The organism is Devosia sp. (genome assembly GCF_025809055.1).
Lineage (GTDB): Bacteria > Pseudomonadota > Alphaproteobacteria > Rhizobiales > Devosiaceae > Devosia.
The window spans coordinates 2,710,654-2,725,348 of record NZ_CP075529.1 but is presented as its reverse complement, the minus strand read 5'-3'; the positions used below and the strand labels follow the sequence as shown (position 1 = coordinate 2,725,348).

The window sequence follows — 14,695 nt, the reverse complement described above, 5'->3', positions numbered from 1 at the left end:
TCCTTTGGACGAAATGCCCCTGCATGATCAGGGGTTCCCGGCATTGCTGTCAATCCGCATAGGGATCATCGATCCCCATGCCCGCCAATATCTGGGTTTCCAGCCCTTCCATTTGAAGGGCCTCGTCGTCCGCGATGTGATCATAACCCAGAATGTGCAGAAATCCATGCACCATTAGGTGGGTGAAGTGATCGTCCAGGCTCTTGCCGAGGTCGGCCGCCTCCCGCTCCAGCGTTTCGCGCGCCAGGGTGATGTCCCCCAAAAGGCCCGTCACCGGCCCGAACGGCTCGATCTGGGGAAAGCTCAGGACATTGGTCGTGCTGTCCTTGTCGCGCCATTGCGCGTTGAGCGCGCGCTGCTCCTCGTCATCGGTCAGCACAACCGAAATCTCGGCCGCACCCTTGAGACGGGCTCCCGCGCCAGCCAGCGCGGCCAGGACGGCTTTCTCGGCCAATGTATCGAAATGATCGGGCCAGCCCTCCGCATTGCGAATGACGGCGACTTCCAAAGGGGGGGTGGCTTTTGGCATTGGCTTCTAAAATTGCACGATGTCATCCCGGCGCAGGCCGGGATCCATATCCGAGATTTGCCACGCCATCCAGCTTAGGAACGATCCACAACATGGATTCCGGCCTGCGCCGGAATGACACCGTGGCTAAAGCGGCAATCAGCCCCGCGGCGGTGTCACGCCCAAAGTCCGCGCCAGCCCTTCCCGGTCCCCATCCTTCTGGGCCAGGCGGCGGGCGGTATCCTGCTCATAGGCGCGCACGATGCGCCCGACCAGCGCGTGACGCACCACGTCCTTGTCACCGAAGCGGGACACATGCACGCCTTCCACGCCATCGAGCAGATTGACGGCCTCCACCAGGCCCGATTTTTCGCCGCGCGGCAGATCGACCTGGGTCGGGTCGCCGGTGACGATCATCTTGGAGTTCTCGCCCAGGCGGGTGAGGAACATCTTCATCTGCATGGAGGTGGTGTTCTGCGCCTCATCGAGGATGACCACCGCATTGGTGAGCGTGCGGCCGCGCATGAAGGCAAGCGGAGCCACTTCAATGATGCCCGACGTGATGCAGCGCTCGACATTTTCGGGCTTCATCATGTCGTAGAGGGCATCATAGAGCGGGCGGAGGTAGGGATCGACCTTCTCCTTCATGTCGCCGGGCAGGAAGCCGAGGCGTTCGCCGGCCTCGACAGCCGGGCGGCTGAGGATGATGCGGTTGATATCGCCGCGTTCGAGCAGCGAGGCGGCATGGGCCACGGCGAGATAGGTCTTGCCGGTACCGGCCGGGCCGGTGCCGAAAACCAGCTCGCTCCGCTCCATGGCGCGCATATAGGCGTCCTGGGCCGGGGTGCGGGCGATGATGGTGGATTTGCGCGTGGCGATCTGGGCCATGCGCACCTTGCCCTTGCGCTCGAGCGTGGGCAGGGTCAGCTGGCTGTCCTCGGTCTCGATCATGCGGATGACTGCATCGACATCGGCAATATCCATGGCCCGGCCCTCTTCAAGGCCGGCATAAAGCGATTCGAGCACCCGGCGCGCCTGGTCGACCTTGCTGGCCGCGCCCTTGAGCAGCACATGATTGCCGCGCGGCGTGGCGCTGACGGCAAGGCGCTGTTCGATGAGGGCGAGGTTCTGGTCGAAATCGCCATAGAGCTGGGCAGCCAGGCGATTGTCTTCAAAGGCGAGTTCGAGTTGCGATGCGAGGGCGTTATCGGCGGTGGGTGGCAAGTGCCTGCTCAAACTTTCTCGGCTCCCGGAGGGGGCGCCGCGGAGCGCGTCGCCCTGTTGCAACAACGACGCTAGGCTGATTTGCGTTCGCTGTCTGTAGATAAATTGTGACACAACCAGGTCGGTGCAAGAGGCTGCTGCGCCCGGCCCGGCCCGTTTGCAGGCTTCCCCCGCATTCGGGGGTGGGCAGGAGGGCTCTCTCGCCTAGGCTTGGGCGGTACACGAAACCAGCCGGGACATGCCCATGCCGATCCGCAATACGCTCGCCGCCGTCGCCATCCTCTGCCTGGCACCGCTGCTTCCGGCCCTGGCGCAGGAGGTCTCACTGGGCGATGGGTCCACCGCCACGATCGAAGACTATGTCATCGAAACCGATCAGGAGGGGCGCAACATCCTTGTCATTCGCGCGGTGCCCAATTTCGATCCCGAGCCCTATGGCCCGGTTCCCTCCGACGACTATGCCCGGGTGATGGAGCAGTTCTGCGAGAATGTCGTCGGCAATAGCTGGGCCGAGATCGAAGCCGAGGATATTGGCGGCGTGCGGGTGCGCTGGGACTTTACGCCCAGCCAGCGCGACCCCGAACTGGAGGCCTCGGGCATAACGATGACCCGGTTCTATGAAGCGGTGTTCGAAATCCGCCGTGACCGCACCTGCCTCGCCATGCCGCTTGGCGTTGGCCTGACGGACCTGGCGCCACCCACGCCCAGCGGCGCGCCGGTAAAACTCGAATATATCGAGCGCGGCGCCGATCCGGGCGATCTGCGCCTGACCTATCGCTACAATGACGACCTCCTGGGCGCCGATCCCGACGCGCTGGAGCGGTCGGCGATCGAACTCTGCATTCTCCATGCCGACCTGGTGCTCGAAACACGGGCCCAATATTATGCGCAGCTGGACAGCCGCAGTGTCACCATTGCCTTCAGCCGCCCCCAGGGACCGGGGCAGACGACCGTGCGCGAGGTGCGTTTTGCCGTGCGCAACGGCAAATGTGCGACCGGACTGAGCGCGCCCCTGGCCCAGGCCATTCTCGACTTCGCCTATGGTCAGGCCGCGGCTGATTGAGCGAGCCGGCCCACCAGGGAATTGGTGCTGGTGCCCACGATCTCGACCATATGGATATTGCCGATCAACTCGGTCGGACCATCCAGATGCACGGCCTGGAGATAGGGAGAGCGGCCGCCCACCTGCCCGGCCTGACGGCCGACGCGCTCGATCAAGACCGGCAGGGTGCGGCCGACGCAGGATGCGTGAAAGGCCGTCGTCTGGGCAGTGACCAGCTCCTGCAGGCGCTGCAGGCGCTCGGCCTTGACCTCTTCGGGCACCTGCTCGGTGAGGCTGGCGCCGGGCGTGCCGGGGCGGGTGGAATACTTGAAGGAATAGGCCGAGGCATAGCCGGTCTGGCGGATGATGCTCAGCGTATCCTCGAAATCCTGGTCCGTTTCACCGGGGAAGCCGACGATGAAATCGCCCGACAGGGCCATGTCGGGCCGGGCAGCCTTGATGCGGTCGATCAGCGCCAGATATTCGGCCGCCGTGTGCTTGCGGTTCATGGCCCTGAGAATGCGATCGGAACCGGACTGCACCGGCAGGTGCAGATAGGGCATGAGCAGGGGCAGGTCGCGATGGGCCGCGATCAAGCCATCGTCCATGTCCCGCGGGTGGCTCGTGGTGTAGCGCAGGCGTTCGAGGCCGGAAATCTCGGCGAGCAGGAAGGCCAGTTCACCAAGACCAACATCGCGCCCTGCTGCATCGACGCCGTGATAGGCATTGACGTTCTGGCCCAGCAGCGTGATTTCCTTGACCCCGGCATCGACAAGCCGGCGCGCTTCCTCGATCACCTGGGCGACCGGGCGGGAGACCTCGGCGCCGCGCGTATAGGGAACGACGCAAAACGAACAGAACTTGTCGCAACCCTCCTGAACCGTCAGGAAGGCGGTCAATCCGCGGGCGACGGTGACGTCCTTCTTGGCCGCCGGCAGGTGAGCGAACTTGTCTTCTTCGGGGAAATCGGTGTCGATCACAGCCTTTTTAAGAGCCGGATGCAGGTGACGCTGGCCTTCGGCACGCGCCAGCATGTCCGGCAGGCGATGATAGGCCTGGGGACCGAAGACCAGATCGACCACGGGGGCCCGGCGCGCGATTTCCTCGCCTTCGGCCTGGGCAACGCAACCGGCCACGCCGATCATCATGTCACCGCCCGACGCGCGGCGCTCGCCCTGCAATTCCTTGAGGCGGCCGAGTTCGGAGAACACCTTTTCGCTGGCCTTTTCGCGAATATGGCAGGTATTGAGCAGCACCAGATCCGCCTCGGCGACGTCATGGGTCGGCACATAGCCCTGCGGGGCCAGGGCGTCGGCCATGCGATCGCTGTCATAGACGTTCATCTGGCAGCCATAGGTCTTGATGAAGACGCGCTTGGCCATGGGAGAGGGGGCGATGTCGGACTTGCTCATGCGGCGGTGTTTACCAGAGGCGCGAAGATGATGCCATGCTCTGCAACCTCGACCGGTGTGCGGGTGTTGTATGTGGCATAGCGGTAAAGTCCCGCTGCGTTCCAGAGCCAGGCCGCCGGAGGCGGACAGGATGGCGGGACGCCGGGGACCAAGCCAGAGCGGCGATAGAGTTTTCCTCCCGCAGGGGAATGATGGCGCCACAGACAAAGTGGCTTCTGCCGCGCTGACGAGGGGATTGGGGAATGGCGGAACAGGCCGCCAGTGACGGGACGCGCAGAACGGGGGCGGGACAGGTGCATGCACGACCCATCGCCGTCTATCTGCTTGCGCTCGTCCTCGTTATCCTCCTGCCAGCCATGGCGGTGGCCCTGGTGCTGCTCAATCGCGCCAATGATGGCCAGCAGGATGTTCTGAGGGCGCTGACCAATGCCACCGTGCAGGCCATGGGTCATTCGGTCGACCGCGAAATCGCCGGCATGGCCACCACGCTGCGCGTGCTGTCGACCACCCAATCCCTACAGGATGGCGACCTCGAAGAGTTTCACCAGCGGGCGCTTCAGGCCCTGGCCGGGACCGGGACCTATCTGCAGGGCGTCGATGCCGACCTCAACGTGGTGCTCAACACCTGGACTGCATTCGACGCCGCACCTGTGCCGACCAGCGATCCGGCGACGGCCCGCCGGACGCTCGAGCGCGGCGTGGCCACCATTTCCGGCCTCGAACAACAGGGTATTGGCGGCGCCCCGGCCTTTTACGTGTGGCTGCCGATCAAGGGCGGCTCGGTCAACCTTTTGGCCCTGGTGCAGAACGCCCGCAACCTGATGCCGGCCCTGCAATCGCGGCAATTGCCGGATGGATGGCACGCTGCTCTCGTCGACGCCAACAACCTGGTGGTCGCCGCCACGGCCGACGCCGAGGCGCCAATCGGCAGCCTGCTGCCCCTGCGCCAGACCGCCGACGACGCCATTCCACCCGATGGCTGGGACCGGGAGCGCTTGGATGAGGCGGAAGTGGTCACGGCCGAATGGCGCAGCGGCTATACCGGCTGGCGCATCGTCGCCTGGGCCGCCACCAATACGGTAGAGGCGCCGCTCCAGCAATCGCTGGTGCAATTGGCCGGCTGGGGCCTGATCATCGCGGTACTGGCTTCGGTGGTGGCCTTCCTCATCGCCCAGCGCGTGGGCCTGTCAGTCACCGGGCTTCGTCTCGACGCGCAGCGGCTGGGGCGCGGAGAAACGCTTTATCCTCGCGCCTACCCGGTGGCTGAAATCACCGAGGTTTCCCGAGCCATGGCCGAGGCCGGCGAACAGCGCCTGGCAGCGGAGCGCGATATCCGCTTTCTCATGCGCGAACTGGCGCATCGTTCCAAGAACCAGATGGCGGTGATTGCCGCCATGGCCAAGCAGACCGCGCGCGGCGCGACCGATCTGCCGAGCTATGTGCAGGCGCTGGAACGCCGGATCATGGGACTTGCCCGGTCGACCGACCTGTTATTGGCCAGCGGCCGGCAGGGTATTTCGCTGCGCGAACTGGTCGACCTGCAACTGGAAGCCTTCCGCCCCCGCGACCTCGCCCGGCTGGTCATCGAGGGCGCCGATCTGCGGATCAATCCGCAGGGCACCCAGATCCTGGGCATGGCGCTGCATGAAATGGCGGTCAACGCCATGCGGCACGGGGCCTTTGCCGAGGCCAAGGGCTCGGTGCGGCTGGACTGGGAAATCCGCGGCGACCGGCTGGCCATGGGATGGCGGGAAGTGCGAACCACCCCGGTGGTGGAAGACGGTCCCAACGGCTTCGGCACGACGGTCTTGCGCCATATGGTGGGCGGATCGCTCGGCGCCGGTGTCGAACGGATCGCCCATGATGACGGACTTGAATGGCGCTTCGACATTCCCCTGTCCGCGCTCGACCCAGCCTTTGCCGCCGCGCGCCCCGACGAAAAGCACCGATCCCAATAAATTCTGGCATTGCGGGCCGCTTTGCACTATAGCAGCGCCAGCCGGACGGCCCGACCTTCAACGGTCTGGCACCCGCAAGACCCGACCCCACCTGGACGACATCCCGGCTGGGGCGACCAACATCCTCTTTTCGAAAGGATATGCCCGATGTCGATTACTGCAGAGCGCAAGACCCAGCTCATCAAGGAATACGCCACCACTGCCACCGATACCGGTTCGCCGGAGGTGCAGGTCGCCATTCTTTCCGAGCGCATTGCCAATCTCACCGAGCACTTCAAGGACCACAATAAGGATAACCATTCCCGTCGTGGCCTGTTGAAGCTGGTTTCGACCCGTCGCCGGCTGCTCGACTACCTCAAGAAGGTGGACGATGCCCGCTACAAGACGCTGATCGAAAAGCTCGGCCTGCGTCGCTAAGACGAGACGTTTCCGGCGCGGGGGTAGCCTTCCGCGCCGGTTGCCCTTTTTGGGCACAAGCTGGCGCATGTCGCGCCGGCCAAGGCCGGCGGCGCCGGAGCATGGCAGGATTATCGGCCCCTTCCGCTGTGGAGTGGCTCATTGTCTTGTCCATGTTCTGACCTGCCAGATCGCAACCGTGCCTGATTTCGAGCTGGCGCGCACAATGGGTGCGGCGCCGGTGCGGGCACACCGAGGGCGTTCGTGGGGCTTTGCCTTGTCCCGCGTTCCCGCGCTCCCGGCAGAAAGGAAAGACAGAACATGCCGATCAATTTTGATCATCACAAGGTCGAGCTCAACTGGGGCGGCCAGCCCCTGACGCTGGAAACCGGCAAGGTTGCCCGCCAGGCCGATGGCGCCGTGCTCGCCAGCCTCGGCGAAACCGTCGTGCTCGCCACCGTTGTCAGCGCCAAGTCGCCCAAGCCGGGCCAGGACTTCTTCCCGCTGACCGTCAACTACCAGGAAAAGTACTTTGCCGCCGGCAAGATCCCGGGTGGCTATTTCAAGCGCGAAGGCCGCCCGACGGAAGCCGAAACGCTGACCAGCCGCCTGATCGACCGTCCGATCCGTCCGCTGTTCCCCGATGGCTACAAGAACGAGACCCAGGTCATCATCACCGTCCTCCAGCATGACATGGAAAACAATCCGGACGTCTTGGCCATGGTCGCGGCCTCCGCTGCGCTGACCATTTCCGGCGTGCCCTTCATGGGCCCGATCGGCGCCGCACGCGTCGGCTATATCGACGGCGAATATGTCCTCAATCCCTCCATCGACCGTCGCGGCGACAGCAAGCTCGACCTTGTCATGGCCGGCACCGCCGATGCCGTGCTGATGGTGGAATCGGAAGCCCAGGAGCTCTCCGAAGAGGTGATGCTGGGCGCCGTCATGTTCGGCCATGCCGAAGGCAAGAAGGTGATCGACGCGATCATCCAGCTGGCCGAACTGGCCGCCAAGGAACCGCGCGACTTCACCCCGCCGGACTTCTCGGCACTGGAAAGCGAAGTGCTGGGCCTGGCCGAAGCCGACCTGCGCGCCGCCTACAAGCTGACCGACAAGCAGGCCCGCTATGCTGCGGTCGATGCCGCCAATGCCAAGGTCAAGGAGGCGTTCGCCGCCAAGATCGAAGCCGGCGAAGTCTCCAAGGAAGACCTGGGCGAGGTGGTGCACAACCTCCAGGCCAAGATCGTGCGCTGGAACATCCTGGACACCGGCAGCCGTATCGACGGCCGTGACACCAAGACGGTGCGTCCGATCCTGGCGGAAGTGGGCGTTCTGCCCCGGACCCACGGCTCGGCCATCTTCACCCGCGGGGAAACCCAGGCCCTGGTCGTTGCCACCCTCGGCACCGCCGATGACGAGCAGTTCATCGACTCGCTCGAAGGCACCTACAAGCAGAACTTCCTGCTGCACTACAACTTCCCGCCCTACTCGGTCGGTGAAGCTGGCCGCATGGGGTCGCCCGGCCGCCGCGAGATCGGCCATGGCAAGCTCGCCTGGCGCGCCATCAACCCGATCCGTCCCTCACTCGAGGAATTCCCCTACACGATCCGCGTGGTCTCCGAGATCACCGAATCCAACGGTTCGTCCTCCATGGCCACCGTCTGCGGCACGTCGCTGGCGCTGATGGATGCCGGCGTGCCGATGAAGAAGCCGGTGGCGGGTATCGCCATGGGCCTGATCCTGGAAGGCGAGCGCTTCGCCGTCCTGTCCGACATCCTGGGTGACGAAGATCACCTGGGCGACATGGACTTCAAGGTGGCCGGCACCAGCGATGGCGTCACCAGCCTGCAGATGGACATCAAGATCGCCGGTATCACCGAAGAGATCATGCAGGTCGCCCTGGCCCAGGCCAAGGACGGTCGCGCCCATATCCTGGGCGAAATGTCCAAGGCACTGTCGGAGAGCCGCGGCGAAGTGGGCGAATTTGCCCCGCGCATCGAGACCCTCAAGATCCCGACCGACAAGATCCGCGAAGTGATCGGCACCGGCGGCAAGGTCATCCGCGAAATCGTCGAGAAGACTGGCGCCAAGATCAATATCGAAGACGATGGCACGGTGAAGGTTTCCTCTTCCGACGGCAGCCAGATCGATGCCGCCATCAAGTGGATCCGCTCGATCACCGACGAACCGGAAGTGGGCGCCATCTACCAGGGCACCGTGGTCAAGACTGCCGATTTCGGCGCCTTCGTGAACTTCTTCGGTGCCAAGGACGGCCTGGTGCATATTTCGCAGCTCGCCGACCAGCGCGTGGCCAAGACCACCGACGTGGTCAAGGAAGGCGACAAGGTCTGGGTCAAGCTCCTGGGCTTCGACGAGCGCGGCAAGGTGCGCCTGTCGATGAAGGTCCTCGATCAGGCGACCGGCAAGGAAAAGGCCGCCGAGGCCGAAACCGCTGCCGAGTAATCTCTGCGCGTCAAACCAACCGTGAAAAGGCCGGGCTCGTCCCGGCCTTTTCTGTTCCGGCAACCTCGCGTTCGCGTTCCGGCCCGAGGGGCATAGGCAAGTGTGTCTTGTTGGCCACACCCCGCAATGAGATCAAATTGTGGCGAGGAACCGCCGCATTCGTGCCACGTTAAGGGTAACATGCGTAAAGCTGAAGGCAGCGTCCCCTCGCCGCCTTCCCTGAAATGCCTGCTCCTGAGGTTCCGTATTGATTTCCCGCCGCCTGTTTCTGCTTGGCATTTCTGCCACCGCCCTGTCTGCCTGTTCCTCGACGCGCCAGCCGGTGATGCAGGAACCGCAGATCGATCCCTATTACCTGCGCATGTACGGACCCGCGGTCAATGAACCCTATCCGGTCGCGGCGATGGACCTGCGCCGCGTCGATCCGCGCTGGTGGCGCCAGGAGGTGGCTTACTACACCACCGAACGCCCCGGCACGCTGGTTGTCGACACCCCCGCGCACTACCTCTACCTCGTGATGGAAAATGGCCGGGCCCTGCGCTACGGCATTGGCGTGGGCAAGGACGAGGCGCTGGTCTTCCGTGGCGAAGCCACGATCGGGCGCAAGGCCGAATGGCCGCGCTGGACGCCGACCCAGTCCATGATTGCCCGCGAGCCCGAACGCTACGGCCCCTATGCCGGCGGCATGGGCCCCGGCCCCGAGAATCCGCTCGGCCCGCGTGCGCTCTATCTCTACAAGGGCGGCCGCGACACGCTGTTCCGCATTCACGGCACCACCGAGCCCTATACGATCGGCACCAATGTGTCGTCCGGCTGTATCCGCCTGATGAACCAGGACATCATCGATCTTTACGCCCGCGTGCCGACCGGCGCGCGCGTGACGGTGATCAACGCCTGATCACCCATTCCAGATTGCAGCAGGCGGTCCATCCGTAGTCACCCGCCTGCCGCATCCAAGACCCGCTTCGCAAGAGGCGGGTCTTTTGTTTGCCGCTTTGATCGCAGAAATTGCCGGGCTTGGGTCAAGGGGGAACCAGATGTTCGTGCTGCTCAACGGGTCCTTTGGGATCGGCAAGACGACGGTGTCAGAGCTGCTTGCCAAGAACCTTGCGCACGCCGCCATCTCCGATCCCGAGCAGGTCGGCTTTGTGCTGAGGCGCCTGCCGGCATGGCTGATCGGCCACAGGCGGCAGCCGGATGACTATCAGGACATGGCGCTGTGGCGCTCGCTGATCGTGCATCAGGCGCGGCTGGTGCATTTGCGGTCCAAAATGGTGATCGTGCCCATGGCCTTTACGAACCTGGCCTATCTCGACGCCTTTTCGGCGGCCCTGGCGCAGACTGCACCAGTCAGACGCATTTGCCTCGTCGCGCCGCTGGACGTGGTGCGCCAGCGACTGGCAGGCCGGGTGGCGCGGGAGGGCCGAGAGATGAATGCGTTCGAGCTCAGGCGGTCGGCGGAATGCGTCGCGGCCCATGTCGATCCGGCCTTTGGGGAAAAGGTGGATGCGAGCGGATCGGCCGAAGCAATCGTGGCTCAGGTTCGGGCGCTGATCACCAGCCTGCAGCCCTGACTACAGAATGGTCACCGCGTGGTCCTCGAGCAGGACGGCCATGGGCAGGGTCATAGACTTCCAGAATGGCAGCGGGTCAATGCCGGCATGTCGCGAGAGAAAGATGCAAAGTGCCGTGCCATGGGTAATTACGGCGATGTCGCCGTCGCTCTCGCCACGGCGCATGGCGGCATGTTGCACGGCCGCAGAGAAGCGATCAAACACGTCATCGGCGGATTCTTCGCCGAAGGCACGGGTTCCGGGATGAGCAAAGACCGCGGCAATCCCGGCTTCAAACCTTTCGCGCCCCAGAAATCCTACTGACTGCCGCTCATGCTCTCGGAGGCCGTTATCGACCTCAACCGTCAAGCCACGCGGCGCGGCGAGAGCGGCCGCCGTCTGCCGAGCCTTGATTTCATCGCTAGAGATGACCGCGCCCACATTGCGGCCGGCAAGGCGTGCCGACAGCCGTTGTGCCGCGTCGTGCCCGGCGGGAGAAAGGCTCCACTCTCGCGCCGGCAAGGCGGGGTCGATTTGGGGAATACTATGGCGGATGAAGATCACACTTGCCATTCAAGCCTCGATGCAAAAAGGGCGCGGATTGCTCCGCGCCCTTTCTAAACTCTTGTGCACGTCCCGCTTACAGCGTGCGCTGCACGGTCTCGACGCGGAAGCATTCGATGACGTCGCCGGCGCGGATGTCTTCGTAATTCTCGAAGGCCATGCCGCATTCCTGGCCGACGGCCACTTCCTTGACTTCGTCCTTGAAGCGCTTGAGCGTCTTGAGCTTGCCTTCATGGATGACCACGTCGTCGCGCAGCAGGCGTACACCGGCACCGCGCTCGACGATGCCCTCGGTGACCTGACAGCCTGCGACCTTGCCGACCTTGGTGATCTGGAAGACTTCCAGGATCTTGGCGTAGCCGATGAAGGTTTCGCGGCGTTCCGGAGCCAGAAGGCCGGACATGGCGCTCTTCACGTCATCAACCAGGTCATAGATGATGTTGTAGTAGCGGATCTCGATGCCGTCGCGGGTGGCCAGATCCTGGGCCTGCTTGTTGGCACGGACGTTGAAGCCGATGATGATGGCATTGGAGGCCGAGGCCAGGGTGACATCGGACTCGGTGATGCCGCCCACGCCCGAGAACAGGATCTGGGCTGAGACTTCATCGGTCGAGAGCTTGTTGAGGCTGGCAACGATGGCTTCCACCGAACCCTGCACGTCACCCTTGATGACCAGCGGGAACTTGGAAATGCCCGAGGCCTTGAGCTGGTTCATCATCTGCTCGAGGCTGGTCGCACCGCCGCCGGCCGTCTTCTCGCGAATGGCGCGCTGGCGGTATTCGGTGATCTCGCGGGCACGGGCCTCGCTTTCGACGACCGAGAAGCGGTCGCCGGCGCTGGGCACGCCGTTGAAGCCGAGAACCTCGACCGGCACGGACGGACCGGCTTCCTTGGCCTGTTCGCCCTGATCGTTGATCAGCGCACGAACGCGGGCCATTTCGGTACCGGCCACGACGATGTCGCCGACCTTGAGCGTACCGCGCTGGACGAGGACGGTGGCCACGGCGCCGCGGCCCTTGTCGAGCTTGGCCTCGATGACCAGACCCTCGGCGCGACCATCATGGGGCGCCTTGAGTTCGAGCACTTCGGCCTGCAGCAGGATGGTCTCGAGCAGCTTGTCGAGGCCAGCCTGGGTCTTGGCGGAGACTTCCACGTCGAGCACGTCGCCGCCCATGGATTCGACGAACACCTCGTGCTGAAGCAGTTCGGTGCGCACCCGCTGCGGATTGGCTTCGGGCTTGTCCATCTTGTTGATGGCCACGATGATCGGAACCCCGGCCGCCTTGGCGTGCTTGATGGATTCGATGGTCTGCGGCATGACGCCGTCATCGGCAGCCACGACCAATACGGCAATGTCGGTCGCCTGGGCACCACGGGCACGCATGGCGGTGAACGCCTCGTGGCCCGGGGTATCGAGGAAGGTGACCTTGCTGCCGTTCTTCTCGACCTGATAGGCGCCGATATGCTGGGTGATGCCGCCGGCTTCACCGGACACCACATTGGCCTCGCGGATGGCGTCGAGCAGGCTGGTCTTGCCGTGGTCGACGTGACCCATGATGGTCACGACCGGCGCACGATTGGCCAGATCCTCGGCCTTGTCGTCGGAGGGCAGGTCATAAAGACCGGCTTCCACGTCGGATTCGGAGACGCGGTTGACCGTGTGGCCCAGCTCGGTGGCGATGAGCTCGGCGGTATCGGCGTCGATCACGTCGGTGATCTTGGCCATTTCGCCCTGCTGCATCAGCATCTTGATGACGGTGACGGACCGTTCGGCCATGCGGTTGGCGAGTTCGCCCACCGTGATCACTTCCGGGATGGTCACTTCGCGGCTGAGCTTGGGCGCATCCTGCTGGTTGCGGCCCATCTTCTTGTCGCGACGGCGGCGCATGGCGGCCAGGGACGGACCACGATCGCGATCGTTTTCCGTGGTGGCGCTGGCAACGGTCAGGCGGCCGCGCGAAGAGCCATCATTGGTGCCGCGGCGCGAGGGACGCTCGGGCTGGGCACGGCTGGCGCGACGGGCGTTTTCCAGTTCCGCCTCGGTGGTCGGACGGTGCTGGGGCGCGCCGGTACGGGTACGGCGGCCATCGGCCTCGCTGGGCGGTGCCGGGGGCACATTGCCGATCGGCGCCATGCCCGAACCCGGACGGCGATCGCCCTGCGGACGGGCACCGGTACCGGCAGGACGACGCTCGCCCTGCGGGCGTGTCGAGGCACCGGCGCGATCGCCCTCACCGGGACGTCCGGTGGGACGCTCGGCACGCTGCGGACGCGCGGACTGGCCAGGACGGCCGGAAACCGTGCGGACACTGGAGGGGCCTGGATTGCGCTGGCTGGCGGGTACAAAGGCCTCGCGCTGCGGTTCAGGCGCGGCATCCGACTCCGGCGCGGCAGAGCGGGCACTGGCTTCCTCGGCCCGACGCGCTTCGTCGGCCTGACGACGCTCTTCTTCCTGACGGGCAGCTTCCTCGCGCACCTGACGGCGGCGATTGTCTTCCTCGATCCGGCGTGCCTCTTCGGCCTCGAAGCGGGCGCGATCCTCGGCCTGGCGGGCGCCGGCCTGGGCCAGCGCCTGGCGGCGCGCCTCGGCTTCGGCAGCGCTCAGGCCGAGCGGTGCGCGATTCTGCTGCTGCATGGGACGTCCCTGCGGACGGCCACCAGGGGCTCCGCCGGGCCGGCCCGAGCCAGCGCCGCCCATGCCGGGCACATTTGGTTTCGGTACGACACGGGTCCGCTTCTCCACGACCACGGTCGAGCGCGAAGGTCCACGCGACATACCGCCGGGGCGATTGCCCAGCCCGGCGCCGCCCTTGAGGGTCAGTGTCTTCTTGGCGCCAGTGTCGTCGGTCCGCTTGTCGTCGTTATCAGCCATACTACCTATCGTCTTTCGTCCTGTTCCGCGGGCAAAAGCACACCGGACGCCGCATTGCGGTCGGTGTGCTCTTCCATCGATTGGGCGTTGTATCGGGCCAGTCTCGTGGCCTTTTCCACCGCCGATTGGGCTGCCGCCCCGGTCGTTAGGGCAGCATGTATCACATTTTCGAGCCCAAGTGCCAAACCCATTTGCGCACTTGAGAGCGATTCGAAATGCGGCACGTCCGGGCCGGTCAAACCAGCCTCGCGCCGCGCATGGTTAAGGGCCCTGAGCGTGCCCAGCATCTTGTTGCGCCCGTCGGCCGCCGCATCGGTTGCGGTGATGAGGGCGATGGCGTCGCCGCTTTCGAGCGCGCTCTTGACCTTGGTGGCCCCGGTCAGGAACTGCCCGGCCTTGCGGGCCATGCCCAGAGCCGAGGTCAGCCGCTGTTCGAGGCGTAGCCGCGTCAATTCGGCGAGGTCTTCGCTCACCTGCACCGGCGCCTTGAGGCTGCGGGCAAAGGCCTTCTTGCGTACCGCCTCGGCAACCGCCGCATGGCTCAGCGTGATCCACACGCCCCGCCCTTCGGCCCGCGCATCCACATCGGGCACGAGCACGTCGTCGGGACCGACGACAAAACGCACCAATGCCTCGACCGGTTTTTCAACCCGGGTCAAGGCACAGGTCCTTGTCATGTCCGCGCGCCGGGCCAAGCCGGGTG

At 64.8% G+C, this 14,695-nt stretch carries 12 protein-coding genes; 6 read left to right on the top strand and 6 right to left on the bottom strand.

Going from position 1 to position 14,695, the window contains the following annotated elements:
* Positions 1-49: 49 nt before the first annotated feature.
* Both ybeY and KIT02_RS13400 read right to left on the bottom strand, forming a co-directional pair.
* Entirely contained in the window at positions 50-529 is a 480-nt protein-coding gene (ybeY, locus tag KIT02_RS13405) for an rRNA maturation RNase YbeY (RefSeq protein WP_297578489.1), read from the bottom strand.
* A 138-nt stretch (positions 530-667) separates the two neighbouring features.
* On the bottom strand, positions 668-1,732 hold the full coding sequence (locus KIT02_RS13400) for a PhoH family protein (RefSeq protein ID WP_297578488.1): 1,065 nt from the start codon (positions 1,730-1,732) through the stop codon (positions 668-670).
* Positions 1,733-1,976: 244 nt separating this feature from the next.
* On the opposite strand from KIT02_RS13400, the gene KIT02_RS13395 reads away from it, so the two are divergent.
* A complete protein-coding gene (locus tag KIT02_RS13395; protein WP_297578486.1) occupies positions 1,977-2,795 on the top strand; it encodes a hypothetical protein in 819 nt (272 codons plus the stop codon).
* Here the strand turns inward: KIT02_RS13395 and miaB are convergent.
* Entirely contained in the window at positions 2,777-4,186 is a 1,410-nt protein-coding gene (miaB, locus tag KIT02_RS13390) for a tRNA (N6-isopentenyl adenosine(37)-C2)-methylthiotransferase MiaB (RefSeq protein ID WP_297578485.1), read from the bottom strand. The genes KIT02_RS13395 and miaB overlap by 19 nt on opposite strands.
* Before the next feature lie 242 nt (positions 4,187-4,428).
* On the opposite strand from miaB, the gene KIT02_RS13385 reads away from it, so the two are divergent.
* From KIT02_RS13385 to KIT02_RS13365, 5 genes are all read left to right on the top strand, one after another.
* Positions 4,429-6,144, top strand: a complete 1,716-nt coding sequence (locus KIT02_RS13385) for a sensor histidine kinase (RefSeq protein WP_297578483.1) — start codon at positions 4,429-4,431, stop codon at positions 6,142-6,144.
* Between the two features lie 147 nt (positions 6,145-6,291).
* Positions 6,292-6,561: a 30S ribosomal protein S15 gene (gene rpsO / locus KIT02_RS13380; RefSeq protein WP_297578481.1), complete on the top strand. Its 270-nt coding sequence runs from the start codon at positions 6,292-6,294 to the stop codon at positions 6,559-6,561.
* Positions 6,562-6,861: 300 nt separating this feature from the next.
* The gene (gene pnp, locus KIT02_RS13375; protein WP_297578479.1) at positions 6,862-9,003 is read left to right on the top strand and encodes a polyribonucleotide nucleotidyltransferase; all 2,142 of its coding nucleotides are present in this window, start codon (positions 6,862-6,864) and stop codon (positions 9,001-9,003) included.
* Between the two features lie 247 nt (positions 9,004-9,250).
* Positions 9,251-9,901: a L,D-transpeptidase gene (locus tag KIT02_RS13370; RefSeq protein ID WP_297578477.1), complete on the top strand. Its 651-nt coding sequence runs from the start codon at positions 9,251-9,253 to the stop codon at positions 9,899-9,901.
* Positions 9,902-10,040: 139 nt separating this feature from the next.
* Entirely contained in the window at positions 10,041-10,577 is a 537-nt protein-coding gene (locus tag KIT02_RS13365; RefSeq protein ID WP_297578475.1) for an AAA family ATPase, read from the top strand.
* On the opposite strand, the gene KIT02_RS13360 is transcribed toward KIT02_RS13365, so the two are convergent.
* The 3 genes from KIT02_RS13360 to KIT02_RS13350 form a co-directional block, all read right to left on the bottom strand.
* Positions 10,578-11,129 (bottom strand): histidine phosphatase family protein, encoded by a 552-nt coding sequence (locus tag KIT02_RS13360; protein ID WP_297578473.1) that lies wholly within the window; start codon positions 11,127-11,129, stop codon positions 10,578-10,580. It lies immediately after the preceding gene.
* Between the two features lie 67 nt (positions 11,130-11,196).
* Positions 11,197-13,992 carry a translation initiation factor IF-2 gene (gene infB, locus KIT02_RS13355; protein ID WP_297578471.1) on the bottom strand — a complete coding sequence of 932 codons (2,796 nt, stop codon included), beginning with the start codon at positions 13,990-13,992 and terminating at the stop codon, positions 11,197-11,199.
* A gap of 5 nt (positions 13,993-13,997) precedes the next feature.
* Positions 13,998-14,669, bottom strand: a complete 672-nt coding sequence (locus KIT02_RS13350) for an RNA-binding protein (protein ID WP_297578468.1) — start codon at positions 14,667-14,669, stop codon at positions 13,998-14,000.
* Positions 14,670-14,695 lie beyond the last annotated feature (26 nt).

Coding starts and splice junctions, on each gene's coding strand:
- KIT02_RS13350 (WP_297578468.1), bottom strand. CDS start 14,669: ATGACAAGGACCTGTGCCTTGACCCGGGTTGAAAAACCGGTCGAGGCA.
- pnp (WP_297578479.1), top strand. CDS start 6,862: ATGCCGATCAATTTTGATCATCACAAGGTCGAGCTCAACTGGGGCGGC.
- KIT02_RS13385 (WP_297578483.1), top strand. CDS start 4,429: ATGGCGGAACAGGCCGCCAGTGACGGGACGCGCAGAACGGGGGCGGGA.
- KIT02_RS13365 (WP_297578475.1), top strand. CDS start 10,041: ATGTTCGTGCTGCTCAACGGGTCCTTTGGGATCGGCAAGACGACGGTG.
- rpsO (WP_297578481.1), top strand. CDS start 6,292: ATGTCGATTACTGCAGAGCGCAAGACCCAGCTCATCAAGGAATACGCC.
- ybeY (WP_297578489.1), bottom strand. CDS start 529: ATGCCAAAAGCCACCCCCCCTTTGGAAGTCGCCGTCATTCGCAATGCG.
- KIT02_RS13395 (WP_297578486.1), top strand. CDS start 1,977: ATGCCGATCCGCAATACGCTCGCCGCCGTCGCCATCCTCTGCCTGGCA.
- infB (WP_297578471.1), bottom strand. CDS start 13,992: ATGGCTGATAACGACGACAAGCGGACCGACGACACTGGCGCCAAGAAG.
- KIT02_RS13360 (WP_297578473.1), bottom strand. CDS start 11,129: ATGGCAAGTGTGATCTTCATCCGCCATAGTATTCCCCAAATCGACCCC.
- miaB (WP_297578485.1), bottom strand. CDS start 4,186: ATGAGCAAGTCCGACATCGCCCCCTCTCCCATGGCCAAGCGCGTCTTC.